At 70.3% G+C, this 25,729-nt stretch carries 31 protein-coding genes and 1 tRNA gene; 13 read left to right on the top strand and 19 right to left on the bottom strand.

Annotated elements, in window-relative coordinates; translation table 11 throughout:
* Positions 1-68 precede the first annotated feature (68 nt).
* Positions 69-338, bottom strand: coding sequence for a thioredoxin (gene trxA, locus IEX91_RS00660; RefSeq protein ID WP_188872494.1), 270 nt, complete (start codon positions 336-338; stop codon positions 69-71).
* Positions 339-515: 177 nt separating this feature from the next.
* On the opposite strand from trxA, the gene IEX91_RS00655 reads away from it, so the two are divergent.
* The 5 genes from IEX91_RS00655 (at position 516) to IEX91_RS00635 (ending at position 3,207) form a co-directional block, all read left to right on the top strand.
* Complete coding sequence (locus IEX91_RS00655; protein WP_188876402.1) at positions 516-680, top strand: preprotein translocase subunit Sec61beta; 165 nt, start codon at positions 516-518, stop codon at positions 678-680.
* A 38-nt stretch (positions 681-718) separates the two neighbouring features.
* Positions 719-1,318, top strand: coding sequence for a pyridoxal 5'-phosphate synthase glutaminase subunit PdxT (gene pdxT / locus IEX91_RS00650; protein WP_188876400.1), 600 nt, complete (start codon positions 719-721; stop codon positions 1,316-1,318).
* Between the two features lie 41 nt (positions 1,319-1,359).
* Positions 1,360-1,806 (top strand): bifunctional nuclease family protein, encoded by a 447-nt coding sequence (locus tag IEX91_RS00645; protein ID WP_188876905.1) that lies wholly within the window; start codon positions 1,360-1,362, stop codon positions 1,804-1,806.
* Positions 1,803-2,135 carry a phosphoribosyl-ATP diphosphatase gene (hisE, locus tag IEX91_RS00640; protein WP_188876398.1) on the top strand — a complete coding sequence of 111 codons (333 nt, stop codon included), beginning with the start codon at positions 1,803-1,805 and terminating at the stop codon, positions 2,133-2,135. Before IEX91_RS00645 ends, hisE begins: the two co-directional genes overlap by 4 nt.
* Before the next feature lie 94 nt (positions 2,136-2,229).
* Positions 2,230-3,207 carry an NOG1 family protein gene (locus tag IEX91_RS00635; protein WP_188876396.1) on the top strand — a complete coding sequence of 326 codons (978 nt, stop codon included), beginning with the start codon at positions 2,230-2,232 and terminating at the stop codon, positions 3,205-3,207.
* 9 nt (positions 3,208-3,216) lie between these two features.
* Here the strand turns inward: IEX91_RS00635 and IEX91_RS00630 are convergent, their stop codons facing one another.
* On the bottom strand, positions 3,217-4,590 hold the full coding sequence (locus tag IEX91_RS00630; RefSeq protein WP_188876394.1) for a TIGR00341 family protein: 1,374 nt from the start codon (positions 4,588-4,590) through the stop codon (positions 3,217-3,219).
* A 43-nt stretch (positions 4,591-4,633) separates the two neighbouring features.
* The gene (locus IEX91_RS00625) at positions 4,634-5,401 is read right to left on the bottom strand and encodes an SIMPL domain-containing protein (RefSeq protein WP_188876392.1); all 768 of its coding nucleotides are present in this window, start codon (positions 5,399-5,401) and stop codon (positions 4,634-4,636) included.
* Between the two features lie 103 nt (positions 5,402-5,504).
* Here IEX91_RS00625 and engB point away from each other — a divergent pair, with 103 nt between their 5' ends.
* Positions 5,505-6,122 carry a GTP-binding protein EngB gene (gene engB, locus IEX91_RS00620; protein WP_188876390.1) on the top strand — a complete coding sequence of 206 codons (618 nt, stop codon included), beginning with the start codon at positions 5,505-5,507 and terminating at the stop codon, positions 6,120-6,122.
* A 207-nt stretch (positions 6,123-6,329) separates the two neighbouring features.
* On the opposite strand, the gene IEX91_RS00615 is transcribed toward engB, so the two are convergent.
* From IEX91_RS00615 to IEX91_RS00600, 4 genes are all read right to left on the bottom strand, one after another.
* Entirely contained in the window at positions 6,330-6,707 is a 378-nt protein-coding gene (locus tag IEX91_RS00615) for a DUF7522 family protein (RefSeq protein ID WP_188876388.1), read from the bottom strand.
* A 56-nt stretch (positions 6,708-6,763) separates the two neighbouring features.
* Positions 6,764-7,252, bottom strand: coding sequence for an SLC13 family permease (locus IEX91_RS00610; protein WP_188876386.1), 489 nt, complete (start codon positions 7,250-7,252; stop codon positions 6,764-6,766).
* A gap of 1 nt (position 7,253) precedes the next feature.
* A complete protein-coding gene (gene ddh / locus IEX91_RS00605; RefSeq protein WP_188876384.1) occupies positions 7,254-8,171 on the bottom strand; it encodes a D-2-hydroxyacid dehydrogenase in 918 nt (305 codons plus the stop codon).
* 304 nt (positions 8,172-8,475) lie between these two features.
* The gene (locus IEX91_RS00600) at positions 8,476-9,717 is read right to left on the bottom strand and encodes an NUDIX domain-containing protein (protein WP_188876382.1); all 1,242 of its coding nucleotides are present in this window, start codon (positions 9,715-9,717) and stop codon (positions 8,476-8,478) included.
* A gap of 99 nt (positions 9,718-9,816) precedes the next feature.
* Between IEX91_RS00600 and IEX91_RS00595 the strand changes: the two genes are divergently transcribed.
* A complete protein-coding gene (locus IEX91_RS00595; protein ID WP_188876380.1) occupies positions 9,817-10,575 on the top strand; it encodes a coenzyme F420-0:L-glutamate ligase in 759 nt (252 codons plus the stop codon).
* Between the two features lie 30 nt (positions 10,576-10,605).
* Here IEX91_RS00595 and IEX91_RS00590 read toward each other — a convergent pair whose 3' ends face one another.
* Complete coding sequence (locus tag IEX91_RS00590) at positions 10,606-10,794, bottom strand: hypothetical protein (RefSeq protein WP_188876378.1); 189 nt, start codon at positions 10,792-10,794, stop codon at positions 10,606-10,608.
* A gap of 133 nt (positions 10,795-10,927) precedes the next feature.
* On the opposite strand from IEX91_RS00590, the gene IEX91_RS16445 reads away from it, so the two are divergent.
* The 5 genes from IEX91_RS16445 to yciH all read left to right on the top strand — a co-directional run bounded on the left by IEX91_RS16445 (position 10,928) and on the right by yciH (position 15,552).
* Positions 10,928-11,062: a hypothetical protein gene (locus IEX91_RS16445; RefSeq protein ID WP_268238646.1), complete on the top strand. Its 135-nt coding sequence runs from the start codon at positions 10,928-10,930 to the stop codon at positions 11,060-11,062.
* A gap of 108 nt (positions 11,063-11,170) precedes the next feature.
* Positions 11,171-12,163, top strand: coding sequence for an AAA family ATPase (locus IEX91_RS00585; RefSeq protein ID WP_188876376.1), 993 nt, complete (start codon positions 11,171-11,173; stop codon positions 12,161-12,163).
* On the top strand, positions 12,163-13,131 hold the full coding sequence (locus IEX91_RS00580; RefSeq protein WP_188876374.1) for a DUF58 domain-containing protein: 969 nt from the start codon (positions 12,163-12,165) through the stop codon (positions 13,129-13,131). The genes IEX91_RS00585 and IEX91_RS00580 overlap by 1 nt, the downstream gene beginning before the upstream one ends.
* Entirely contained in the window at positions 13,128-15,200 is a 2,073-nt protein-coding gene (locus IEX91_RS00575) for a DUF4129 domain-containing transglutaminase family protein (RefSeq protein ID WP_188876372.1), read from the top strand. The genes IEX91_RS00580 and IEX91_RS00575 overlap by 4 nt, the downstream gene beginning before the upstream one ends.
* A gap of 58 nt (positions 15,201-15,258) precedes the next feature.
* Positions 15,259-15,552 carry a stress response translation initiation inhibitor YciH gene (gene yciH / locus IEX91_RS00570; RefSeq protein ID WP_188872511.1) on the top strand — a complete coding sequence of 98 codons (294 nt, stop codon included), beginning with the start codon at positions 15,259-15,261 and terminating at the stop codon, positions 15,550-15,552.
* Positions 15,553-15,796: 244 nt separating this feature from the next.
* Here the strand turns inward: yciH and IEX91_RS00565 are convergent, their stop codons facing one another.
* From IEX91_RS00565 to IEX91_RS00540, 6 genes are all read right to left on the bottom strand, one after another.
* A complete protein-coding gene (locus tag IEX91_RS00565; protein WP_188876370.1) occupies positions 15,797-16,162 on the bottom strand; it encodes a rhodanese-like domain-containing protein in 366 nt (121 codons plus the stop codon).
* A 39-nt stretch (positions 16,163-16,201) separates the two neighbouring features.
* Complete coding sequence (locus IEX91_RS00560) at positions 16,202-16,744, bottom strand: NUDIX hydrolase (RefSeq protein ID WP_188876367.1); 543 nt, start codon at positions 16,742-16,744, stop codon at positions 16,202-16,204.
* A gap of 79 nt (positions 16,745-16,823) precedes the next feature.
* The gene (locus tag IEX91_RS00555; protein ID WP_188876365.1) at positions 16,824-17,240 is read right to left on the bottom strand and encodes a DUF5809 family protein; all 417 of its coding nucleotides are present in this window, start codon (positions 17,238-17,240) and stop codon (positions 16,824-16,826) included.
* A 23-nt stretch (positions 17,241-17,263) separates the two neighbouring features.
* Complete coding sequence (locus tag IEX91_RS00550; protein WP_188876363.1) at positions 17,264-17,659, bottom strand: DUF5810 domain-containing protein; 396 nt, start codon at positions 17,657-17,659, stop codon at positions 17,264-17,266.
* Positions 17,660-17,699: 40 nt separating this feature from the next.
* Positions 17,700-18,146, bottom strand: coding sequence for a ribosomal protein S18-alanine N-acetyltransferase (gene rimI, locus IEX91_RS00545; RefSeq protein WP_188876361.1), 447 nt, complete (start codon positions 18,144-18,146; stop codon positions 17,700-17,702).
* Positions 18,147-18,275: 129 nt separating this feature from the next.
* Positions 18,276-20,264 (bottom strand): aconitate hydratase, encoded by a 1,989-nt coding sequence (locus IEX91_RS00540; protein ID WP_188876359.1) that lies wholly within the window; start codon positions 20,262-20,264, stop codon positions 18,276-18,278.
* Between IEX91_RS00540 and IEX91_RS16440 the strand changes: the two genes are divergently transcribed.
* Positions 20,226-20,960, top strand: a complete 735-nt coding sequence (locus IEX91_RS16440) for a deoxyuridine 5'-triphosphate nucleotidohydrolase (protein ID WP_268238645.1) — start codon at positions 20,226-20,228, stop codon at positions 20,958-20,960. The two genes, IEX91_RS00540 and IEX91_RS16440, sit on opposite strands and share 39 nt — an antisense overlap.
* A gap of 53 nt (positions 20,961-21,013) precedes the next feature.
* Here the strand turns inward: IEX91_RS16440 and IEX91_RS00530 are convergent.
* The 5 genes from IEX91_RS00530 to IEX91_RS00510 form a co-directional block, all read right to left on the bottom strand.
* A tRNA-Arg gene (locus IEX91_RS00530) sits at positions 21,014-21,086 on the bottom strand.
* 283 nt (positions 21,087-21,369) lie between these two features.
* A complete protein-coding gene (gnd, locus tag IEX91_RS00525) occupies positions 21,370-22,275 on the bottom strand; it encodes a phosphogluconate dehydrogenase (NAD(+)-dependent, decarboxylating) (protein ID WP_188876355.1) in 906 nt (301 codons plus the stop codon).
* A 121-nt stretch (positions 22,276-22,396) separates the two neighbouring features.
* A complete protein-coding gene (locus IEX91_RS00520; RefSeq protein ID WP_188876353.1) occupies positions 22,397-23,260 on the bottom strand; it encodes an ABC transporter ATP-binding protein in 864 nt (287 codons plus the stop codon).
* Between the two features lie 3 nt (positions 23,261-23,263).
* Positions 23,264-24,367 (bottom strand): FecCD family ABC transporter permease, encoded by a 1,104-nt coding sequence (locus IEX91_RS00515; protein WP_188876351.1) that lies wholly within the window; start codon positions 24,365-24,367, stop codon positions 23,264-23,266.
* A 44-nt stretch (positions 24,368-24,411) separates the two neighbouring features.
* Positions 24,412-25,551 carry an ABC transporter substrate-binding protein gene (locus IEX91_RS00510; RefSeq protein WP_188876349.1) on the bottom strand — a complete coding sequence of 380 codons (1,140 nt, stop codon included), beginning with the start codon at positions 25,549-25,551 and terminating at the stop codon, positions 24,412-24,414.
* Positions 25,552-25,729 lie beyond the last annotated feature (178 nt).

Below are 25,729 nucleotides of genomic sequence, written 5' to 3'. Positions count from 1 at the left end.
TGTGCGGCGCGGCGTCGAGAGAAACGGGACGGTCGGGATCGGGATCCGTGAGATCGTCGGGGTCGCGTCTACGCGCCGGCTTCCTCGAAGGCGTCTTCGAGCTTCTCGGACTGCGTGACGCCGACGAAACGCTCGACGACGCCGTCGTCGTTCTCGACGACGATAGTGGGGATCGAACGCACCTGATACTCGTTGGCGACGTCCTGATTCTCGTCGACGTCGACCTTCTCGAAGGTGACGCGGTCGCCCCACTCCTCTTCGAGTTCTTCGAGGATCGGGTCCTGGGTCTTGCACGGACCACACCAGTCGGCGTAGAAGTCCTTCAGGGTGACAGTCATCGTTCTGTGTCGAACTAGGCCGGGCCACGCCGATAAGGATTACTCACGGAACGGCGATTGCCGTTATCCGGAGCCGTCGCCGTGGACGGCGGGTAGCGGCCGTGCGTAGCGACGCGCGCGCCGGTAGGGGGAAACGCGTCCGCAAGGGTTAGGGTGGTGGACGCCGGAGTGGGGTGTATGAGCAGTGGCCAGAACTCCGGCGGCCTGATGTCGAGCGCCGGGCTCGTCCGGTACTTCGACTCTGAGGGGCGGAACGCGATTCGAATCAACCCGAAGAGCGTGATGGCGTTCGGCGCCCTCTTCGGCGTCCTCGTCGTCATGCTGAACGCGCTCACGGTCTGAGCCGGGAGCCTTTTTCACTCCGCGGTCCAAGTAGCGGTATGACACTCGAAGTCGGTGTCGTCGCCGTCCAGGGCGACGTCTCCGAACACGGCGACGCCGTCCGCCGAGCGGTGGCGAACCACGGCGAGGACGCCGTCGTCCACGAGGTGCGGAGCGCGGGCGTCGTGCCCGATTGCGATTTGTTACTCCTCCCGGGCGGCGAATCGACGGCCATCTCGCGCCTCCTCGAACGCGAGGGCATCGGCGAGGAGATCGTCGCACACGTCGAGGCGGCGAAGCCCGTGCTGGCGACCTGCGCGGGCCTGATCGTCGCCTCGCGCGACGCGCGCGATGAGCGCGTGGAGACGCTCGGGCTCGTTGACGCGACGGTCGACCGGAATGCGTTCGGTCGGCAGGTGGACAGCTTCGAGGCGCCGCTCGACGTCGCGGGCCTGGACGACCCGTTCCCCGCGGTGTTCATCCGTGCGCCGCTCATCGACGACGTCGGTGACGACGTGGACGTGCTGGCGTCGTGGGACGGGCAGCCGGTGGCGGTCCGCGACGGCCCGGTCGTCGGGACGTCGTTCCACCCGGAGCTGACCGCGGACGCGCGCATCCACGACCTGGCCTTCTTCGAGAACGCGGAGGCGACGCTGTGAGCGCCGACGCCGATCCGGGGTCGGGGGCGGGAGACGATCGCCTGGAGGCGACCATCGCGGGCGTGAAGGTCGCGGGGACGTCGGACGGTCCGGCGCCCGTCGTGCTCATAGGCGTGGCGGAGGAGGCGGACATCCTCCCGATCTTCATCGCGGTGGAGGAAGCGATGAGCATCGCACACGGCCTCGATGCCGCGGACGTCGGCCGACCGCTCACGCACGACCTGCTCCTCGACGTGATCGAGGAGCTCGGCGGTCGGCTGCTCGACGTCGAGATCCGCGCGGAGTCGCACGGGACGTACTACGCGGACGTCAATCTGCGGACGCCGCGAGGGGAGACGACGGTGGACGCGCGTCCGAGCGACGCGCTCGCGCTCGCGGCGCGGACCGATGCCCCGATCGGCGTCGACGCCGGCGTGTTCGAGGCCGGGTGCCGCGAGCGGGCGGCGTTCGACGACCTCCGGGACATCCGGGAGGTGGCGGCGGAATGAGCGACGAGCGCGATGACGGCGACGGGGGCGAACGTGACGGAGAGGGGGAGGTGCTCGAAGACCTCTTCGACGTCATCGAGGCACGCAAGGAGACGCTCCCCGAGGACTCCTACACGGCGTCGCTGTTCACCCACGAGAAGGGCGAGAACCGGGTGTTGGAGAAGGTCGGCGAGGAGTCAACGGAGTTCGTCCTCGCGGCGAAGGACGACGACGGTACGGAGATGGCCGAAGAGGGCGCGGACCTCGTCTACCACCTGCTCGTCGCGCTCTCGATGCACGACGTGGACGTCGAGGAGCTGCTCGACGTCCTCCGCGAGCGACAGGGATAGGCGACCGTCGGGCGACGGCGGCGCGCCGTGCGTCTCGGTGACGCCCTGAGGCGGCGATACGTGCGTTTTTACGGCTCGCCGAACTATGGCGACTATGATCTTCGAGGACCTTCCGACGACGCCCACGTCGGAGGAGCTGCTCGACAAGGCGTTCTCGCGAGCGGCGCGGGCGGGCCGGGCGAAGTCGGGCGTCGAGGCGCAGGAGTCGATGTTGCAGACGGCGTCGAACGTTTTGAGCGACAACCTCCAGAACGTCGTGACGGCGTGGCCGGACTTCGACGAGGTGGACCCGTTCTACCGCGAGCTCGCGGACGCCGTCGTCGGCGTGGACGCGGCGCGCACGCACCTCTCCGAGGTGACGTGGGCGTCGCGGAAGACGAAGTCGCTCGGTCGGGAGTACATCGGTCGACTCCCGCGCGAGGACGCGGACGCGGCGAAGAAGCTCCGCAAGCAGGCGTTCGCGCGGATGGGGTCCGTCCTCCGCGAGATCGAGGACGACCTCCAGTTCCTCAACGAGGCCCGGGACGACCTCAAGACCTTCCCGGACATCCGGCCGGACGAGCCCGCGATCGTCGTCGCCGGCTACCCGAACGTCGGGAAGTCCTCGTTCGTGAACGAGGTGACGAGCGCGCGCAACGAGACCGCCCAATACCCCTTTACGACGAAGGGAGTGCGCGTCGGCCACGTGGAGCGCGAGCGCATCCGCTATCAGCTCGTCGACACGCCGGGGCTCCTCGACCGGCCCGCCGACGAGCGCAACGACATCGAAGCGCAGGCCGTCTCGGCGCTGACGCACCTCGCGGACGCCGTGCTCTTCGTCGTGGACGCCTCCGGGACCTGTGGCTACCCGCTCGACGACCAGCTCGCCCTGCGCGCGGACGTGTACGAGACGTTCGTCGAGGGGACGGAGGGAGAGATCGGCTTCGTCACGGTCTGCAACAAGAGCGACCTCTCGACGGACGTCGAGGCGGACGCCTACATGAGCGTCGAGACCGACGAGGGCGTCGAGGACGTCCTCACCGCGGCGATCGACGCGACGGGCTACGAACTCGAACTCCCGACGCGGGACTGAAAGCGGCGCTTAGCCGGCGGCGGTCGGCCCCCGCGTCGGTCGGACGAGAGCCGCGGTCGCGTCCGTCGCGGGCGTGACGTCGCCCCCGGCGGTCTGTATCTCCACGAAGCGGACCTGCACGGCGACGTCGTACCCCGTCGCCGCGTTGATCTCCCGCTTGAGCGTCTCGGCGAGGTCGGGATACGACGTCCCGTCCGGCCGGCCGACGGTGAGCACCACCCGATCCGGTGGGGAGATCGGCGACGGCGTCCGGGCGTACGTCACCTCGACGTCGACGAGCGAGAGGGCGGCGTACTCGCCGCTCTCAAAGGTGTCCTGTACCTCCATCCGCGTCGTCTCCTCGAACTGTCCGTGCTGGTAGGAGGAGTAGGTGACGCCACCGAGGAACACCGAGAGGACGGCGATCGCGACGGCGAGCACGGCGATGCGCTTGAGCGTGGCGCTGCGCGCCTCGCTGAGGCGGAACCAGTGTTCGGGCCGGTAGCCCTGGTACCAGAGGACGGCGAGCGCCGCGAGGTTGATCGAGAGGAAGTTGACGAGCACGAGGACCGTCGAGCCGACGACGGTCGTCGGCAGCCTCCACGCGAGGCCGATGCCGATGACGGCGGTCGGCGGGACGAGGGCGGCGGCGATCATGACGCCGACGAGCGCCGTCGAGACGCCCGACGAGAGGCTGAACGCGCCGGCGACCCCGGCGGCGAGCGCGACGGCGAGCGAGAGGAAGTCGGGGGTGAGCCGCTCGCGGATCTGTCCGATCGAGAGCAGTTCCGCGGGGGAGAGCGGCGGAACGAGGTGGACGGTCCGCGCGAGGAACGCGAACCCGGCGGCGGCGGCGACGGCGGCGCCGAACCCGATCGCCTGGAGTTTGACGCCGCGGAGGAACATCTCGCGGTCGTCGATCACCGTGCCGACGCTCGTCGCCATCGCCGGCCCGATCAGCGGCGCGATGACCATCGAGCCGACGACGACCGCCGGGGAGTCGAGGAGGAGGCCCGCGGCCGCGACGACGGCCGAGACGACCGTCATCACGAGGAACGGACCGAGTTTCGGTGCGAGGTCGGTCGCCTTCGCCGTGATCTCCTCGCGGGCGATGCGATCCTCGGACTCGTCCGCCTCGTAGCGCTCCTGCAGCTCCTCGAACTTCGTCGAGACGACGGTCTCGGCGTCCACGACGACGGTGTACGCGTCGCGTTCGAGGCCGGCCTCCCGGAGCGCGTCGAGGACGTCCTCGACGGCCTGCGTCGGGAGGGGAAAGTAGACGACGCCGGTGTACCCCTGGCTCCCGGTCTCGTCCGTGACGACGTAGTCGATCCCGCGCTCCTCTAGCTCCGCGAGAATGGTCTCTCGCTTACCGGCGGGGACGACGACTTGGACCAGACGCACGCTCTGACGTGCACCCGGGCCGAAGAAAAGCGTGTGGGAACCGTTACGCCGCGGTGTAGGTCGTCTGTACCGAGACGGAGACCGAGACCGGCGCGTCGTCGATGACCGTGCGATCGGCGCTCGCGCCGCCGCTCGTCGCGGTCTCGTACGCGACGGGGCCGTAGCCGCCACCGACGGAGACGGTCTTCAGACCCGTCACGGACAGACCGGCGGCGTCGGCGGCCGCGTCGGCCTGCGAGCGCGCGTCGTCCATCGCGGCGTGGATGGCCTCACTCCGGAGGTCCGCGCGCGTCTCCGAGGAGAGCGTGAAGCGAACGCCGTCGACGCGGTTCGCACCGCCCGCCACCGCGGCGTCGAGCACGTCACCCGCCCGATCGGGGTCCTGCACGGTGACCGCGAAGGCGTGAACGGCCTCGTAGCCGTCCGTCGTCGTCGTGCCGTCCTCGTTGTTCACCGTGCGCTCCCGGACGCGGTAGGCGGTCGTCTCGATGTCGTCGCTCGCCACGCCCGCGTCGGCGAGCGCCTCGCGGAGGGAGGACGTGTTGCGCGCGACGGCGACGCGCGCGTCGTCGGCCGAGTCAGCGTGCGCGGTGACCGCGACGGAGACGACCGCCTGATCGGGGTCGGCGGACGCCGATCCGGAAGCGGAGACGTCGATCGTCGTCGCGTTCGACGTCTGATCGGCCGGCGACGCCGTCTGAGCGGGGGCGGGGGCGGTCCCACCGCCCGTCCCGGCTGCGGCGACGCCGGCGATACCGACGCCGACGACGGTGAGCAATGCGAGCAGTACGAACGTTGCGTTGCGACGCATACCCTCCCGAAGGAGCGCAGCGAACGTCAACACGTCGGAGGGTGAAACGGCGGTTTGTCCCACGCGACGAAAGACACAACCGCGCCGCGCGGCTACGTCACCCATGTTCGAGAGCCGACCGGAACGAGACGCGGAGATCGTCCTCCTCGGCCGGTCGAACGTCGGGAAGTCCACGCTGATGCGCGAGATCACCGGCCACGACTTCACCACCGGCGGGAAGCCCGGCGTCACGCGCCAGCCGAACCACTACGACTGGGCCCCCGAATCGTTCGTCGTCACCGACCTCCCCGGCTTCGGATTCATGTCCGGCGTCGAGGAGGACAGACAGGAGTCGATCAAGACCGACATCGTCCGCTACGTGGAGGAGCACGCCGACGCGATCCTCGCCGGCGTGATCGTCCTCGACGGGAAGGCCGCCGTCGACATCATCGATCGTCACACCACCGAGGAGGAGATCCCGCACGCCGTCGAGCTCTACGGCTTCCTCCGAGAGCTCGGCATCCCGCCCGTCCTCGCCGTGAACAAGATGGACAAGGTCGACGACCGGGACGAGCGTCTGAACGACATCGCGGACCGCTTCGGTCTCGTGCCGCCGTGGGAGCAGTGGCGCGACACCATCGCGCCCGTCACCGCCAAGAAGGGCGACATCGACGCGCTCGACGAGGCGATCCGCGTCCACCTCGAAGCCGCGAAACGCGACGACCTCAAGAAGTTCTTCTAAGCGACCTTTTTCGACCTCGGGTCGCCACGGGCGACCGCTCGGTCCGGAAAGCTCGGCGAAAAAGTCCCGCGCGCCTTCGGCGCGCGGATCGCAGCGACGGTGCGGTCACCGCTCCGCGACGGCCACCGCTACACCACCCCGAGGCTTCGCGTCACCGCGTTTCGGGAGTCGGGGAGCGGGCGAGCGCGCCGAATCTACTGCGCGACGCTACACGACGTCGTCGAGTCGGTCGGCGACGAACTCGATGAACGAGTCCTGCTGGGCGAAGTAGTCGGCGTCGACAGCGATCGAGACGCCGGTCGTCTCCGAGACGGGAAAATGTAACTCGACGGCATCCGCGAAGTACGTGACGTTACAGCGGAGTTCGCCGTGGTGTTCGCGGAAGACGTCGTCGACGTAGGCGGCCTCGAACGACTTGAACCGCATCTCCTCGACGCCGCGCTCGATGCCCTCCTCGTCGTAGTCGGCGGCGACGTCGTCGCGGAGGTAGCGGATCTCGTAATCCGACTCGGTGTAGACGACGACCGATCGGAGGTCGTCGCCGACGCGCTCGCGCAGATCCGTTACCGTGCCCCGTGTTCGCATACAGAAGAACCGTGCTAGTCGAGACAACAAAAGCGTTCCGTCGGGTGGTTTCGGCGTCAGACCCAGACGAGGAGCGCGACGGCGAGCGCGGAGGTGACGACGCTGACCGGGAGGCCGACGGCGACGAGACACCGAACGGGGAAATCGACGCCGCGGCGGGCCGCGCCTTCGAGGACGATGAGCGACGCGGCGAACGCGACGGGCGTGGCGTTGCCGGCGAGCGTCGCCACGGCGGAGAGGACGAGCCACCCCTCGTGGGTGGAAACGCCGGCGGAGAGCACGAGGACGGCGGGGACGTTGCTCACGAGGTTCGAGAGCGCGAACGCCGCCGCGCCGAGCGAGAGGCCGTCGATGACGTGCGCTTCGAGCGCGGGGACGATCGGCGTCGTCCGGAGGCCGGCGACGAGGACGAACATCCCCACGAAGAGGACGAGCAGCGTCCAATCGACGTCGCGGAGAACCTCGCCGCCGGGTTCCCGGCGGGCGAAGAGGAGCGCGAACGCCGCGACGACGAGCACGGCGGTGATCGGCCAGGGGAGCGACACGTCAGGCGACGCGATTGACGACGTCCGCGCCGTCGTCGCGGCGGAGGGTCGTCCGGACGATCCGGGCGACGGCTTCGGGGTACGCCCGGTCGAGCGGCGCGGCGTGAGGCGTGACGAGCACGTCGTCGAGGTCCCAGAGCGGCGACGACTCGGGGAGGGGTTCGGTCTCGAAGACGTCGAGCGCCGCGCCAGCGAGGGCGTCGGCGTCCAGCGCCGCGATCAGCGCGTCCTCGTCGACGACCGCGCCGCGAGCGACGTTCACGAGGTAGGCGTCGTCGCGCATCGCGGCGAGGACGTCGGCGTCGATCAGGCCGCGCGTCGCGTCGGTGAGGGGAACGGCGACGGCGACGAATCGGGCGTCGGCGACGGCCTCGTGGAGGCGGTCGGGCGTGTAGACGGTGCGCGTGTGCGGCGTTCGCGTCGGGGTACGGCGCACGCCGTCGACGCGCATCCCGATGGCGTCCGCGCGCGTGGCGATCCCCCCACCGAGCGTTCCGAGGCCGACGACGGTGAGTCGCTCGTCCCGGAGCGTGAACGGGGTGTCCCACGCCGGCGTCGTCCACGATCTCTCCGTCTGGGCGTCGCGGTACTCGTGGAGGCGGCGGGCGAGCGAGAGCATCAGTCCGAGCGCCGTCTCGCCGACCGACGTCCCGTGGATGCCGGTCGAGTTCGTCACCACCGTGCCGGCGTCGCGGTACGCGTCGAGGGGGAAGTCGTCGTAGCCCGCGCGGATACAGTGCACCCAGTCGAGGCCGACGAACGCGTCCACGTGACCGAACGTGACGACGGCGTCGACGCCCGTGACGTCGTCGTCGACCACCGATACGTCCGCGTCGGCGACTCGGAGGCGTTCGGCGAGTACCGCGGGCGGACAGACCGCCCGGACGGAGTCGTGAACGCCGAGACGGGAGACATCCATGGGAGTGTCTACCGAGAAATCCGGGTTCAATCTTGCGGAAGGGGGCGACTCGGGAGAAAGGCCTCGTCACAAGGGGCTCGGAGGGGGTAACTCCTCGTCACCGTCGCCCACGCGGACCGTGGGCCCGCGCGTCTAAACGCCTTTCGAGGCGCGGGGTCCGCGATCGGACCGGGAGCGCGTTCATCCGCGATGGCGGACGGAGGTGGCGGTGTGCGCTACCGCGCGGCCCGGGTGGGAAACGCGAAATCCGACGGACGATCCACCCGGGCACGGCGTCCGTCGTGTCCATCGGAGCCCGCGCCGCCTACTGCCATGCGCGGAGGGCCGAGAGGTCTGCGGCGACGGCCTCGACGTCCGCGGGATCGAGGACGCCGTCTTCCGTGACGACGCGCGTCACGAGCGACGCGGGCGTGACGTCGAACAGGGGGTTCACGACGTCGAGGGGTGCGTCGCCGTCGTAGAGCTCCGTCGGCGAGGCGGCCTCTAAGTCGGGGTCGTCGGGGTCCGTCTCGGGGGCGACCTTGTCGGTCGCGCAGACGGCGTAGACCGGGACGTCCACGGCGGCGGCGGCGAGCGCCGCGGCGCGCGTCCCGACCTTGTTCACGACGCTCCCGTCCCGTAACACGGTGTCCGCACCGACGAGTACCGCGTCGACGGCCGCGACGAGCGACGCGACCGCGGCGTCCGTCGTGAGCGTCACGTCGAGGCCCGCATCGCCGAGGCGTTCGGCGGCGACGACGCCCTCGCGGCCGGTCCGCGACTCCGCGACGACAACGCGTCCCGGATCGGCGCCGACGATGGCGTCGCGGACCGTCCGGGAGCGCGAGAGCGTCAGGAGCGAGGCGTCGGCGAGTTCGGCCGCGGCGGTCGCGGCGGCGTCGCGGTCGGCGGCGAGTGCCGCGTCGATCACCGCGCTCGCGCTCGCCAGGACCGCGTCGGCGTCGGCATCGGCGGCGTCCGCGACGACGCGGTTCACGCGGTTGACGACGGCGGCCATGCCCTCGCGTGCGGTCAACAGCTCGCGCGCCGTCCCGAGCAGGGCGTCGTAGTCGGCTCCGCTCGCGGCGTCGTCCCGCAGGACCTCGCAGGCCCGAACGGAGAGGTAAGCGGAGCCGTGCGTCCCGTCGTCGCGCACGCTCTCGACCGACGGCCGGACGCGGTCGTACGAGGTCCAGAGGTCGGGGACCGTCTCGCGCTCGCGGATGGCCGTCGGCGGGACCCACTCGTAGCCCGCGGTCTCGTAGTTCGGCGTCACGTCGCGCGTGTCGCAGTCGAAGAGGAACGGGTGGACGATCCACCGGGTTCCGCGCTCGTCGTCGGTGACGGCGAGCGGTTCGCCCGCGCGGACGAGCGTCGCGTCGGCGTCCGGGTCGATCCCCGTCTCCTCGCGGATCTCGACGCGCGCCTGCGCGGCCGGGTGGCCCTCGGCGTGTCCGGCGACGGCGCCCCACCGGCCCGCGTAGGAGCCGACGTCCTCGCTCCGCCGGAAGAGCAGGACGTCGGTGCCATTGCGTAGGAAGACGGTGACGACGTGTGTCTCCTCCATGCCGACGCTCGGGGCGGCGCGCGGTTAGGTTCAGGGGCTGCGTCACGTCGGTGATCGCGGGATCGGCGGTCCTTTAGCGGCGCCGGCGGAAGTGCGAGTATGGAAGCGTTCGCAGTTCCGGGGCTCCCCGAGTTCGAGACGGGCGACGACATCGCGACCGCGATCGAGGCCGCGTGCGACCTCCGCGGGGACGACGTGCTCTGTGTGGCGAGCACGATCGTCTCGAAGGTCGAGGGGCGGACGGCCACCCTCGCGGACTACCCGGCGGGGCCGCGCGCACGCGAGATCGCGGCGCGCTTCGAGGAGCAGACCGGCGAGGAGCGCGACCCGCGCTTCGCTCAGGCCGTCCTGGAGGAGTCGACCGACCTCGTGATGGACGAGCCGTTCCTCCTCACGGAGACCCGGTTCGGGCACGTCGGCGTGAACGCCGGGATCGACCGCTCGAACACGGGCGGGGCCGAACTCCTCCTCCTTCCGAAGCGACCGAGCGAGTCGGCGCGGCGCATCCGCGAGCGCCTCTCCGTGGACGCGTCGGTCGTCGTCACGGACACCTCGGGGCGGCCGTTCCGCCACGGGCAAACGGGCGTGGCGATCGGGTGGGCGGGGATGCCGGCGTCGCGCGACTGGCGCGGTGAGACCGACCGCGACGGTCACGAGCTCGAGGTCACGGTCGAGTCGGTCGTCGACGAACTCGCCGCGACGGCGAACCTCGTCTCCGGCGAGGGCGACGACGGGACGCCCGCGGTCGTCGTCCGCGACTGGACGTTCGGCGACCACGAGGGAAGCGAGAACCTCTATCGGAGCGTCGAGGGCGACTTCGTCCGGCAGGCGCTCCGCGAGTGGCACTACGAACAGTAGGCCGACAACGGTGGGCCGACGCGAGTCTCGTTAGCGGGGCTGGCCGTCGACGAAGCCGGTGTCCGCGCCACCCACGAGGTCAGCGAGCGCGCCGCCGCCGAGGTAGACGGAGACGACGCCGATGACGGCGAAGAGCACGACGCTACACACGACGAGGAGCGCGGGGATGATGCCGAACGCGCCGAGGAGAATGTCGGCGAAGACGATGGGGCTTGCCATGTCCGAAGCGACGTCTGCCGGCCTCTTAGCTCCTGGTGGTTCTCTCCGCCGAGAGAGACGCGGGGGCGAGCGGGCGGCCGACGGGCGCGTATCGGGGTGAGGGATTATCCGCCCGCTTCCCCTACGGGGCGGTGTGAGCGAAACAGACGTCGGCGTCGTCTGCCGGGTGGCACCCGGCGGGGACGCGTGCGAGGCGTGCGGTTCGGACGCAAAAACGCGCTGGCGGACCGAACGGGGGTGGTGCTGTGCGGACTGCGCGGACTGGTGAAACGCCGGCGGCCCGGGGCCGCGACGGCGACGGCGTGAGGCGGCGCGCAGGCGGACCCGGGGCACGGGTGGTACGCGGCGCGGGACGCACGAGCGGGGGTGACCGACCGTGACGGAGGGGTCGACGACGCCGGCGGCGGACCGGGACCGTAGCGTCGACCCGCTTCCGGTCGCGGAGGCGCGCGCGCTCGTCGAGCGCGTCACGGGGAACGTCGGGACGGTCGTCGTCGGGAAGACGGACGTCGTCGAGGACGCGCTCGTCGCGCTCCTCGCGCGCGGCCATCTCCTCTTGGAGGACGTTCCCGGCGTCGGGAAGACGATGCTCGCTCGGGCACTCGCCGGCTCGATCGACGGGACGTTTTCCCGCGTCCAGTTCACGCCCGATCTGCTCCCGAGCGACGTCACCGGGGCGAGCGTCTTCGACGAGGCCGACGGGGAGTTCGACTTCCAGCCGGGCCCGGTGTTCGGCAACGTCGTCCTCGGCGACGAGATCAACCGCGCGCCGCCGAAGACCCAGAGCGCGCTCCTGGAGGCGATGGAGGAGGGACAGGTGACGGTCGACGGGGAAGCGCACGCGCTCCCCGATCCGATCTTCGTCGTCGCCACGCAGAACGCCGTCGAGCGCGACCGGGTGTACGACCTCCCGGTGGCGGAGGTCGATCGCTTCACGAAGAAGTGCACGCTCGGCTACCCCGACGTCGAAGAGGAGATCGAGGTGCTCGGACGCGTCGTCGGCCACCACCCGGTGGAGGACGTCGAACCGGTCGCCGACGTCGCGGCGCTCCGACAGGCGCGCGAGACGACGGCGCGCGTCGACACCGCGGAGCCGGTGCGCCGGTACGTCGCGCGGCTCGTCGCGGAGACCCGAGAGCGGGCCGCGCTCGGCGCCAGCCCGCGAGGCGGCGTCGCGCTCCTCCGATGTGCGCAGGCGCGCGCCGTGCTCGACGGGCGCGACTACGTCGTCCCCGACGACGTGAAGCGAGAGGCACCGAGCGTCCTCACGCACCGCGTGCGCGCCGACGCCGGCGCCGAGCTCGGCGGCCCGGACGCCGGGCGCGTCGTCTCGCGCGCGCTCGACGTCGTCGATCCCGAAGCGCCGTGATGCGACCCACCGGCCGCGGCGTCGTCGTCGCCGCGATCGCGCTGGCGGGGTTCGTGAGCGCACGAGCGTTCGGGCCGCGCTCGCTGAACGCCGTCGTCGTCCCCGCCGTCTGCGCGTTCGGCCTCGCCGCGTTCCTCGTCGCGCGCGCCGACGCGCCGCGCGTCGCCCGTAGCTCCCCGGCTGACGGCTTCCCCGGCGACGAGCGGCGCGTTTCGCTCGTCGTCGAGGGCGACGGCGCGCTCGTCACCGTGCGGGACGCGCCCGGGTCGGGACTCGACGGCGGCGGGACGATCAGAACCGTCGCCGACGGCCGCGAGGAGGCGTACGGCGTCACGCTCCGGGAGCGCGGTCGGCACGTCCTCGGGCCCGCGACGGCCGTCGTGAACGACCCGTTCGGGCTGTGGCAACGGTCGTTCGGGGGGGCGGGGCGCGCCGAGGTGGTCGTCTACCCGCCGGTCGTGCCGCTCGCCGCGCCGCCGCGCGCGCTCGCCGGGACGGTCGGAGCCGCCGGCGGGCGCAGCGAGTTCGCGGGCGTCCGCGAGTACGTCCACGGCGATCCGCTGCGCGACGTGAACTGGAAGGCGTCGGCGAAGCGGCCGGCGGAGTACCTCGTCACGACCTACGCGGGCGACGGCTCGGACGCGCGCGTCGTCATCGCCGTCGACCGCCGCGAGGGCGGGGATCCCGACCGGGCCGCGATCGCCGCGGCGAGCGTCGCCGTCGCGTGTCTCGACGCCGGCGCGGCCGTCGGCCTCCGCACGCCGGACGGCACGCTCGAACCCGCGAGCGACGCGGCGGCGCGGCGACGCGTCCTCGAACTCCTCGCCAAGCTCGACCGATCGGAACCCACGGGGGTGGAGCGCGAGGGCGCGCGCGTCGTCGTCCGCGCGGACGGCGATGGGGTGACAATCGACATCGACGGCGAGACGCGGCCCGCGGTAGAACTCCTCGGGGAGGGGGCGGCGTGACGCGACACGTCCCCGTGCTCGGGCGGTGCACGCCGGCCCGGATCGCCGCGCTCGCCTGCGTCGCCGTCCTCTCCGCGTCGTCCCTCGCCGTCCTCTACCACGTCGTCGACGTCGTCGGCGATCTGCGGCTGTTCTGGGCCGTGCTCTTCGGGTCGCTGTGTCTCGCCGCGCTCGCGCAGGCCGTTCGACCGCGATACGCGCTCGCCGTCGGCGTCGCCCTCCTCGGCGCGGGGCTGCTCGCGTACGTCAGCACGGCGCCCGAGAGCTACACGCGCTCGCTCACCGTCGCGCAGGTCGTCGACGACGCCGTCACGCTCCTCACCGGCTACTCGGTGTTGCGGATGGTGAACGTCCTCGTCTGGGCGCTCGCCGTGGTTCCCGCACCCGCGTTCCTCACGTGGTACTTCGCCTTCCGGGAGCGATACGCCCCGGCGGTCGGCGTCGCCGGACTCGCGCTCGGCTTCTTCGTGCTCACCGGCGACAGCACCGGTACCGCGACGCTCGTCGGCGCGCTCGCCGCCGCCGGAACGGTCGGCTTCGGGACCCTCGACGCCCACGGGGCGACCCGGGAGCAGGTCGAAACGGTCGGGGTCGCCCTCGCGCTCGTGGCCGTCGCGCCGGTCGTCGTGTCGGTCGCGCCGGGCGGGAGCGGGGCGACGTTCGGCGCGGCGGACACCGCACCGACGACGAGCCTGACCAGCGCCGAGGAGCGGATCGGACTCGGCGGGGCGATCGACCTCTCGCCGACCGTCCAGTTCGTCGTCCGCGCCGACCGACCGGGCTACTGGCGCGTCGGCACCTACGACCGCTACACGGGGAGCGGCTGGATCCGGACCGGCGAGTCCGGGACGCTCGCGGGGCCCGAGGGAGCGGACGAGCGCGTCGCCCAGCGCGTCACCGCGAAGCGACCGCTCTCCGCGATGCCGGCGATCGCCGAGCCGGTCGCCGTCGACGGCGTCGACTACCGCGTGACGAGCGGCGGAACCCCGGTCCCCGAGGGCGTCCTGGCCACGAACGAGAGCTACCGGGTCGTCAGCGAGCGGTTGCGCAGCGGCCAGCGCGCGCTCTACGCCGCCGGAACGGACTACCCGGACGAGATCGAGCGACGGTACCTCCAAGTACCGGACACGACCGGCGGCGAGGTGGACGCGCTCGCCGCCGACGTGACCGCGAACGCGTCGACGCCGTACGCGAAGGCCCGAGCGATCGAGCGCTGGCTGGAGCGGACGAAGGCCTACTCGCTCGACGCGCCGGCGGCGAACGACCACCTCGTCCGGACGTTCCTCCTCGACACCGAGACCGGCTACTGCGTCCACTACGCGAGCGCGATGGTCGTCATGCTCCGCGCGGAGGGCGTCCCGGCCCGCTTCGTCACCGGCTACACGCCGGGCGAGCAGACCGGCCTCGGGACGTGGACCGTCCGCGGTGTCGACTCGCACGCCTGGGTCGAGGTCTACGCACCCGACACCGGCTGGGTCCGATTCGATCCGACGCCCGCCGACGCGCGCATCAACGCCGAGGAGGCCGCGATCGCAAACGCGACCGGGACGGATGCCGAGACGCCGGACGGCGACCGGACCACGTCGACCTCGACCACCACGACGACCTCGACGACGACCGCGTCGACGTCCTCGGTCACCGCGAACGCGACGCCGGTGACGACGGTCGGCGGAGCGGAGGGAGCGGGCGGGTCGACGCTCCCCGGTCCCCGGACGCTCCTGCTCTGGGCCGTCGTCGCGCTCGGAATCGCCGCCGTCGCCCGCCGCCTCGGACTCCTCGCGCGCGGGTATCGGACGCTCTGGGTTCGCTGGCTCCCCGACGGCGACCCCGACGCGGTCGTCGCGGGCGCACACGAGCGGATGCTGTACGTGCTCGCCCGGCGATACCGACCGCGCGCCTCGGGGGAGACCGTCCGGGAGTACCTGGACGCGATCGACGCGTCGGCGCCCGCGCGGCGTCTCGCGGCCCTTCACGAGCGCGCGCGCTATCGGGGTGACGTCGGGACCGACGAGGCCGACGAGGCCCGCCGGGCGCTCCGTGCGCTCCGCGACGAAAACGGCCGCCCGTAGCCGGTTCGGAGCGTCTGGCGACAGTATTTTGTAGCCCGACACCCAACCGATACCCGTAATGTCGGACGTATGCTCGACGTGCGGATTGCCCGATGAACTCTGCGTCTGCGAGGACGTCGCCAAGGAGTCCCAGCAGATCACAATCCGCATCGACGAGCGCCGCTACGGGAAGGAAGTCACCGTCGTCGAGGGACTCGACCCGAAGGACGTCGACCTCGACAGTCTCTCCTCGGACCTCAAATCCAAGTTCGCGTGCGGTGGCACGGTCGAGGACGGAGAGATCGAACTACAGGGGAACCACTCGGGGCGTATCGAGGACTTCCTCCGAAACAAGGGCTTCAACGTCGCCTGAGCGACGACCGTTTCGCTCGCGCGCCTCGCGCGCCGGCGAACCGTTCGGATCTCGCGCGTTCGGCGTCACCAGAACGGCCCCACCGGCCGGGTGGCGAACGAGACGCGTCGCGTCTCGGTGACGGTGACGCGAGCGGGCGTCGGAGCCCGTAGCGCTCCGCCCCCGCTCCCCGTGTTCTGTCACGCTGTGCATCGCATAGCGACGGCGCCGCTCGGTGGGAGACGAGCGGTGCAGTGAAGGTGCGTTAGAACGGCGCTTCGGGACCCTCGTCCGGGTCGCGCTCGGCGTCGTCGCCGCTTTCGAGGGTACCGTCCCACGCCACGAGACCGCCGGCCATGCTCTGGACGGTCGCGTCGGCGTCGACGCCCTCGTACGAGGCGATGAGGTTCGCGGCCTGGACGCTCGATTGGCCGTGCGGGCAGACGGTGACGACGTGCTCCGCGCCGGCGAAGCGTTCGACGTCGCGGGTGAGCGCGGCGAACGGAACGTTCTCGCTCCCGGGGATGTGGCCCTGCGCGTACGTACCCTCCGGGCGGATGTCGACGATCCGGACGTCCGCGTCGTCCTCCACGAGCGCGGCGACTTCCTCGGGCGTGATCTCGCCGTCCATACGTGCGTGGATGGCCGTCCGGGCGGATAAGCGCCGCGATCAATCCAAGTAGCCGTCCGCCCGCGCGAGGAGCACGCCCTCGATCGTGGCGTCGTTCGCCGGGTGAGCACGAGCACGTGCGAGCGCGTCGTCCGCGGGAACGCGCGTCACCGTGAGGAACTCGTTGTCGTCGAGGTCGCGGTCGGTCTCGGTGAGGTCCGTCGCGACGACGATCCCCCGATCGTGGCGGAGGATGCCGGTACTGCACGCGAACGATTCGAGGAGCGTGACGTCGCCGGCGAGCAGACCCGCCTCCTCCCGGAGTTCGCGACGCGCGGCGGTCTCGTAGTCCTCGCCGTCCTCGACGATCCCGGCGACGAGTTCGAGGCAGTGCTCGCGGACGACCGGGCGATACTGCTCGACGAAGACGACATCGTCGCCGTCGACAGCGAGGACGACGACGGCGTCCGGGAGGGCGGCCCAGTAGTAGTCCTTCTCGGTGCCGTTCGGCTGTCTCACGCGGTCGTAGCCACCGGTGTACCAGCCGGTCTCGTACTCGCGCTCGCGCTCGACGACGGGCCACGGGTCGGCCGTCCAGTCCATGTCCCCGCGAGGGCGGGGCGGTACAAAGCCGTGCGGAATCCGCGGGTGCGGTGCCGACGATCACCGAGGGCGGACGGGTCTAGACGACGTCGCTGTAGAAGCGGCCGTGGACGATCCGCCGCAGCGTGGCGACGGCCGCGTCCGGTTCGTTCTGATACGTCGCCGCGACCACCGTGTCCGCGAACGGGACGACGTGCCAGACGGCCCGCTCGACGTTCTCGCTCCCGTTCAGTCGAACGTCGAGGTCCGGACGCTCCTCGCGGAAGGCCTCGAACTCCGCTTTCGTCCCGACGGACACGACGAGCAGCGACGCGAAGAGCGCGTCGCGGGCCGTCTCGACGACGTCGCTCGTGACCCGCTCGCGGTACTCCTCGCGGTCGAAGTCCATCGCCTTCGCCGTCTCGCGGCTCACCGTCTGGGCGGCCGCTCCGAGTTCGCGGTACTGCTCGCTCGCCTCCGCCGCCGTCTCCGGGGCCAGAAATCCGCGTTCCTCCATGGACGAGCGAGGAGCGCGCGACCCTACTCGGTTTCGCCTTCGGACGCCGGCTGGTCGTCGCCGGTCATCTCCCGGGTCATCTCCGCGGCCTCCTCGAGGATCCGTTGGGCCTCGTCGTCGAGCGCGCCGCGGGCCGCACCGGCGCCGCCGCGAGCGCCGCTCCCGCCCCCGCGGGCGTGGTCGTGGTCGTGGTCGTGGCCCTCGACCGGGTGCGTGTCGACATCGAAGTCGACCGTCTCGGCGTGCGCGGTGACGCGCGGCGCGAGGTCCTCGGTCCCGCCCGATTCCCACCCGGGCGCGTGCTCGTCGAGCCACGACTCGTGAGCGTCGTCGCCCGTCACCGCGGCGAACGCGAGGTGATCGGCGAGGTGCTCGGCGTCGGGAACGTGCTCGTCACAGACCGGACAGGCGTAGCCCATGCGAGTGAGAAGGGCCACGGCGGCAAAAATCGTGGCGGCCTCAGAGTCGCGCGACCATCACGAACGCGTCCTCGCCGTCCGAGTAGTACCGGGGTAGCGTGCGGAGATACTCGAAGTCGAAGTCCCGATAGAGGGAGATCGCGCCGTCGTTCGAACGCCGGACTTCGAGTTTGGCGCTCTGGACGCCCTGCGCCCGGAGCACGCCCAGTCCGCGGGAGACGAGCGTGTGGCCGAGCCCGGCGCCTCGCGCGTCGGGGTGGACCGCGATGTCCTTCACGTGACCGAGCGGGCGGCCGTGGTTCGGGATCGTGTCCGCGACGACGTAGCCCGCGACGCCGTCGGCGTCGTCCACGACGAGGAATCCCGGGTTCCCGAGATGGCGCTCGAACGCCGAGAACGGCCACGGCTGTTCGAAGGACGCCTTCTCGATCCGGAAGACCTCGAGGAGGTCCGCCCGCCGCGCCTGGCGGACAGCGTCGTGTTCCATGCGGTCGGCGGCCGTCGTCACGCGATTGACTACCGGACGGGGGGATATGTACTCTGTGGCCCGCGCTCGCGTGGCTGGCGGCGGTCGATCGCGCGAAGAAAGACAGAGCGGGAGAGAGGATCGAGAGCGTTAGTCGTCCGCGGGCGTCGCGCCGCTGTCGCCCTCGCCGTACTGCTGCTTCGTGAGCGAGAGCTTCCCACCGGCGGCGAGGATGCGGCGCTCGCGCTCGGAGGCGTCGAGCTCCGCCTCGGCCTCCCAGTCGTCGTTCACGCGGACCGTGAACGTCTCCTGGCCGGACTTGACGCCTTCCTCGACGTCGTCGACGATCTCGATGTCGTCGCCCTGTTCGATTCGGGCGTAGGTGTCCTCGTCGATCGTGAGCGGGACGAGACCGAAGTTGAACAGGTTCGCCTTGTGGATGCGGGCGAAGGACTGCGCGAGGACGCCCTCGATGCCGAGGTACATCGGGCAGAGCGCCGCGTGCTCACGCGAGGAGCCCTGACCGTAGTTCTCGCCGGCGACGAGGAAGCCGCCGTCGGACTGCTTCGCGCGCTCGGCGAACGTGTCGTCGACGCGCGAGAGCGTGAACTCGGAGAGCTTCGGGACGTTGGAGCGGAACTTCAGGATGTCCGACGTCGCCGGGATGATGTGGTCCGTGGTGATGTTGTCCTCCATCTTCAGGAGGGCCTCACCTTCGAGGTGGGCGTCGAGCGGGTCCTTCAGCGGGACGTCGCCGATGTTCGGGCCCTTGATGAGCTCGTCGTCGATGGCCTCGTCGGGCGCGATGATGTCGGGGTCGTCCTGGCCCATGCCGGGGCTGTAGGAGTCGCCCATCGTGAAGCCGGGCGCTTCGAGGTCGCCGAGTTCGTCGGCGAGGTCGCGCGGGTCGACGATTTCGCCCTTGATCGCCGCGGCCGCGGCGACCTCGGGGGAGCAGAGGTAGACGGAGTCGTCCTCGATGCCGGAGCGACCCTCGAAGTTGCGGTTGAACGTCCGCAGGGAGACGGAGTCGGAGGCCGGGACGTGACCGATGCCGATACAGGCACCGCAGGTCGCCTCGGAGAAGTTGACGCCGGCGGCCATCATCTCGGCCGTCCAGCCCTCGCGGGCGAGCATCTCGGAGGCCTGCTTGGAGCCGGGCGCGACGATCATCTCGGTGTGCTTGGCGACCTCGCGGTCCTCGACCATCTTCGCGGCCGGGAGGATGTCCTCGTAGGCGCCGTTCGTACAGGAGCCGACCATGACCTGCTCGACGTCCTCGCCCGCGACTTCGCGGACCGGGACGACGTTGTCGGGCATGGAGGGCTGTGCGATGAGCGGTTCGAGGTCGGAAAGGTCGATGGTGACCGTGTCCGCGTAGTCGGCGTCCTCGTCGGCCTGCAGCTCGACGTACTCGTCCTCGCGGCCGATGCGGGAGAGCCAGTCCTTGGTCTTCTCGTCCGTCTCGAAGATGGAGGACGTCGCACCGAGCTCGGTGCCGAGGTTCGTGATCGTGGTGCGCTCGGGGATGGTGAGAGACTCCGCGCCCTCGCCCGTGTACTCGAAGATCTTGCCGACGCCGCCCTTCACGGAGAGGCGGCGGAGCATCTCGAGCGCGATGTCCTTCGCGGTCGCCCACTCGGGGAGCTCGCCCTCGAGCTGGACGTTGACGATCTCCGGCACCTCGACGTAGTAGGGGCCGCCGCCCATCGCGACGGCGATGTCGAGGCCACCCGCGCCGATGGCGAGTTCACCGAGGCCACCGGGCGTCGGCGTGTGGCTGTCGGACCCGAGGAGGGTCTTGCCGGGCGCGGCGAAGTTCTCCTTGTGGACCTGGTGGCAGATGCCGTTCCCGGGCCGGGAGAAGTACGCCCCATACGTCCCCGCCGCGGAGCGGAGGAAGCGGTGGTCGTCCGTGTTCTTGAAGTCGAACTGGTAGGTCTGGTGGTCGCAGTACTGCGCGGCGAGCTCCGTCTGCACTTCGTCGAGCTCGAGCGCCTCGAACTGCAGCCAGACCATCGTCCCCGTTGTGTCCTGTGTGAGGACCTGATCGATCTCGATACCGATCTCTTCACCGGTTTCGAGTTCCCCTTCGACGAGGTGGTCGTCGAGGATTTTCTCCGTCAGCGTTTGTCCCATAGCACCGGGAAGTCGGGATCCGACGACTATAAATCCCGCGTGTTTGCCCATCCCGCGAACACCCGCGAAAACCGGCGCTCGCCGGCGATTCGACCGAGTACGACGGGGCAGGAGAACGACGACTATCGGGTGCGAGACGCGTTCTTCGTGGTATTTCGTGATAGAGCCGCTCGACGGGAAATCGACAGACAGTTACCCTCTCTCTCGACAGAGAACGACATGTTCGAGAGCGGGGCGTACGTCGCAGACGCGCTCGGCGACATCGCGGACGAACAGGTCCAACCGAACGGCGTCGATCTCACGCTCGCGCGCGTCGAGCGACAGCGCGAACCGGGGCGCATCACGACGGAAGGCAAGACGATCGGCGAGCGCACTCGCGTCGCCACCGTCGACCGCGACGGCCGCGACTGCTACGCGCTCGACCCGGGCTACTACGTCGCCGGGTACGCGGAGACCGTCCGCGTCCCGGAGGGCCACGTCGGCTACGTCTATCCGCGTTCGAGTCTCATGCGCAACTCCTGTATGCTCCACACCGCCGTCTGGGACGCCGGCTACGAAGGCAAGGGGAAAGGCCTCCTCGAAGTCGGTCACCCCATCGAAATCGAGAAGGGAGCCCGGTTCGCGCAGTTCGTCCTCGCCGACGCGAACCACGAGGGCGAGTACGATGGGAGCTATCAGGGCGAAGGCGTCGAGTGAACGGGAGGTGAGAACGAACGGGTCGTTTCCGGCCCGGGACGCCCGCGAGGAAGCGGGCGCGAAGGGATTTGAACCCTCGGCATCTTGGTCCGGAACCAAGTGCTCTGTCCACTGAGCTACGCGCCCTCATCACCCGGTAGTCGGAGCGGGGGTAAAACGGTTGTGAAGCGTGCGGGCGCGTCGGCACGGGCGTTCAAACGGGAGAGCGCGACAACCCCGACGCATGACGTAACGCTGGGCAGGGGCCGGAGAGCGAAACCGGCGGCGGACCGGTCCGTGCGCGCCCCAGCCACCTGCACGCCACACGCCGGCAGTCACGACTGTCGCGCACTGTCGTTCGCGTCGCTCACCCGCTGCGCGATCGCGTGTTTCACGGTTCCTCTTTCGCGTTCAGCCGATGACGTCGCCCTCACTCGCTTCGTTCGGTACGGGCGACGTCGTGCCGTCCGAAGCCGTAGCGGAGCCGGTTGGCGAGCCGCCGCGAGAACTTCGCGCCGGTGCGCGAGTCGAAGCGCTCGCCGAGCGCCTCGTAGATGAGCGGGATCGCCACCTCCTGTTCGAGCGACTCCTGCACCGTCCACGTGCCCGTCGAGCCGCCCGCAACGTGATCGGCGACGGTCCCGAGGTCGCTTCCCTCCTCGCGGAAGGCCTCCTCACAGAGTTCGAGGAGCCACGAGCGGATGACCGCGCCGTTGTTCCACGTCCGCGCGACGGCCTCCAGATCGAGGTCGTAGCGGCCCTCGTGGAGGAGCTCGAACCCTTCGCCGTACGTCTGCATGAGCGCGTACTCGACGCCGTTGTGCACCATCTTCACGTAGTGGCCGCTCCCGGCGGGACCCATGCGGTCGTGGCCGGCGGGCCCGGTGGCGACGGCGTCGAAGACGGGGACGAGCTCGTCGTACGCCCACTGCGGGCCGCCGACCATCAGGCTGAATCCGAGTTCCGCACCGGCGGGACCGCCCGACGTCCCGCAGTCGAGGTACGCGGCGTCGACGGCCTCGGCGCGGCGCGTCGAGTCTTCGAAGTGGGAGTTCCCCCCGTCGACGACGATGTCGTCCGCATCGAGGTGCGGATCGAGTTCTTCGAGCGCGGCGTCCACGGGGTCGCCCGCGGGCACCATCAACCAGATACGTTTCTCCGTGCCGAGCTGGTCCGCGACGGCCGCGATGCTGTTCGCGGGCGTCGCGCCCGCGTCCGCCGCGTCCGCGACCGCGTCCTCGTCGATGTCGAACGCGACCACGTCGTGGCCCGCGTCGAGGACTCGATCGACGACGATGCGCCCCATCCGACCCAGACCAATGACGCCGAGTTCCATACGCGTGCGTTCCCGGGCGCGACCGTAGGGGTTGCGGTTCCGCGAGAAAAGTCAAAAACACGGTGAGCATCCGTGTGAGGGTGCGCGTCGGTTCAGTACGTCCCGCGGGGTCGCGGGGTACTCACTCCAGGGCGCGCTTGGGGACGATCCGGGGCTCCGCACCGTACTCGACGACCGCCTCGACGCCGAAGACCTCGGCGAGGAGCGCCTCGGTCACGACGTCCTCGGGGCGTCCCCAGTCGTAGATGTCGCCGTCGCGCAGGGCGACGAGGTAGTCCGCGAAGCGCGCGGCCTGCGTGAGGTCGTGGAGGACGATACAGACGGTGACGCCGCGTTCCTCGTTGAGCGTCCGGATGACTTCCATCACCTGCAGTTGATGGCGGAGGTCGAGGTACGTGGTGGGTTCGTCGAGAAGGAGCGTGTCCGTCTCTTGGGCGAGCGCCATGGCGATGCGGACGAGCTGGCGCTGCCCGCCGCTGAGGCTGCTGACGTCCTTCTCGCGGAGGTGCTCGATCCCCGAGAGGGAGATCGCGCGCTCGATCGCCTCGCGGTCGTCCTCGGTCTGGCCTTCGAGGAACCCCTTGTACGGGTATCGGCCGTGGCCGACGAGCTCCTCGACGGTGATCCCGTCGGGGGTCGCGCCGTGCTGGGAGAGCATCCCGAGTTCGCGGGCGAACTCCTTCGAGCCGAACTCCGCGATCTCGCGGCCGTCGATGAGGACGTCGCCCGTCTCGGCGTCGAGGTGCCGGGCGAGCGCCTTCAGGAGAGTGCTCTTTCCGCTGCCGTTCGGGCCGACGAGCGCCGTCACTTCGCCCTCGGGGACGACGAGGGTCTCGGTGTCGACGACGGGCTCTTCGAGGCCGGGGTAGCCGACGCGGAGGTCCGTCGCGTGGATCTTCTGCTCCGAGTCCGAATCGTGTCCGCGCGGGTCGTCAGCCGTCTCGGTGCGATCGGTCGTCTCGGTCGTGGTGTCTGTGTGGGACATGGGTTAGAACTCGCTGAAGTCGCCGTGTCGGCGCATCAAGTAGAGGAAGTACGGCCCGCCGATGACGCCGGTGACGATCCCGACGGGAATCTGGATCGGCATGAGCGCCAAGCGCGCGACGACGTCGGCGACGAGGACGAGCGCGGGCCCGAGGAAGAGCGAGCCGAGGACGAGGCGTCGGTAGTCGCTCCCGACGGCGGTTCGGACGGCGTGCGGGACGACGAGGCCGACGAATCCGACGAGGCCGGCGACGGCGACCGCGGTCGCGGCGGCGAGGATGGCGAGCGCCGAGAGGCCGAACCGGACGTACTCGACCGGCATCCCGAGCGAGCGCGCCGTCTCCTCGCCGAGCAGGAGGACGTTGAGGTGGCGGGAGGCGAGGAGCAGGATCGGAACGACGAGGAGCGTCGGGACGATGGCGAGGCGGAACTGCGACCATCCGACGCCGGTGAGCGACCCCGTCGTCCACGCGATCGCGGTCTTCACCACCGCGGTGCTGTCGAGGAAGTAGAAGAGACCGGTCTGCAGGGACTGGAAGACGGTGGCGACGACGACCCCCGCGAGCACGAGGCGGACGGGGTTCGTCCCGCCCTGCCACGCGATAGCGTAGACGATCGCGAAGGCGACGAGCCCGCCGATCGCGGCGGCGAACGGGAGGACGTACGACGCGCCCGCGAAGAAGACGAGCGTGACGAGCACGGCGAGGCCCGCCCCGCCGCTGACGCCGAGGATGTACGGGCTGGCGAGTTCGTTGCGGGTCACGGCCTGAAAGACGGCCCCGGAGATCGAGAGGTTCACGCCCACGAGCGCCGCGATGAAGACCCGGGGCATCCGGAGGCTCCAGACGATGACCGCGGACCGGGAGAGCCGATCCGGGAAGTCGCTCCCGGTAAGGATCGCGGCCCAGACGTCGGCGTCGAAGAGGATACGGGGGTCCGTGAGAACGTCGAACGTCGTGCCGAACGGCGTCGGGTACGACCCCTGAGAAACTTGGACGAACGCGGCGACGAAGGCGACGACGACGCTTCCCACGACGAGGGATGCCAACCGTCGATCGCGAGAGTCGAGTCGGGCGTATGCCTTCACCGACCGCGACGACACGTCCATCACTCCCATTTCATTTAGGGCCACCTAAATCTATTGCGATACGCTCAGAGCGACCCGGCGACGATGTCGGCGACGCGCCCGCGATCGAAGAGCTCCTCCTCGCGCCCGTAGAGCTGGCGCGCGCCGCGCTCCGTGAGCACGAGGTTGCTGATCGGGCCCTGGTAGAGCGGGCCGCCGCGGTAGACGTCGCCGTTCTTCACGGCGGTGAGCTCGCTCGCCGTCTCGTGGTCTTCCATGAAGGCGACGACGGTGTCCTCGAACTCGGCGGCGCTCTCGTCCTCGTGGCCGCGCAGGAGGAGGTAGTCGGGATCGACTTTGAGGAGGGTCTCGTAGTCGACTTCGCCGCGGCCGGAGTGGAAGTCCTGGACGTCGGTTTCGGCGAGCGCGTCGCGGACGTTCAGGTCGCGCCACTGCTTGTAGCTCGTGCCGTCGCCGACGAGGTACGGGTAGAAGGAGGTCGGGTCGCTCGACGTCGGCCAGAGGATGGCGACGCGCGGGCGCTCCGACTCGCTCGTCGGGACGAAGTCGAGGTTCGACTGGACGTCCGCGTGGAGGCTCGCGAAGGCCTCGTAGCGGTCGGTGCGCTGGAAGAGCTGTGCGACCTTCTCGAAGGCCTCGTAGAGCGTGTAGTACTGGTAGCTCTCGTGCCAGGAGTAGGTCCGGGAGAAGCTGGCGTTCCCGAAGAACGGGGCGACGTTCTCCGCGACCTCGTCGACGTCGGCCTCCGACCAGCCCTTGAAGCGGTTCATCAGGAAGTTCGGGTCCTGCACGTGGACGTCGGCGTCGAGCGCGTAGTAGCGCTCCTTCGACACGCCGTCCTGGTAGAGCGAGATCGTATCGCTCTTGTCTACCGAGACGCCGTCGATCGCGTCGTAGTAGTCCGTGTGCCAGCGGTTGGCGAGCCAGAGACCCGCGGGCGCGTCGAGGCCGAGCGCGACGCCCATGTCGGCGTAGCTCCCGTTGTTGGCCACCCACGTTTCGGGGACGGCATCGAACGTCACGTCGCCCATGGGCGCCATCGAGACGGTGTAGGGGCCGGTCGACGACGACGTGGGTTCCGTCGTGCTCGTGGTGTCGGTTCCGGTCGTGTTCGCGGTGTTCCCGCCGTCGCCGGTTCCGGTGCAGCCCGCGAGCGCCGTTCCGATCGCCGCGCCACCGACGCCGATGAAGGATCGCCTGTGCATACTTTTTAGGTTGGCCTAAAACACAAAAAGACATCGGTCCGGTGTCGGTCGGGACGGGAACCTTTTTACGGAGCGCTTCCGTCGATTTTGGCATGCGCGTCGCTGTCGCCGTAGTACGTCGGTAGAGGCCGACTCGTTTCTGGCGCGCATCGAAACGCTACACCGACAGCGACGACTT

The organism is Halarchaeum nitratireducens (assembly GCF_014647155.1).
GTDB classification, from domain to species: Archaea; Halobacteriota; Halobacteria; order Halobacteriales; family Halobacteriaceae; genus Halarchaeum; species Halarchaeum nitratireducens.
Note: the sequence above shows the minus strand (reverse complement) of the source record. Positions and strands in the feature narration are given on the sequence as shown.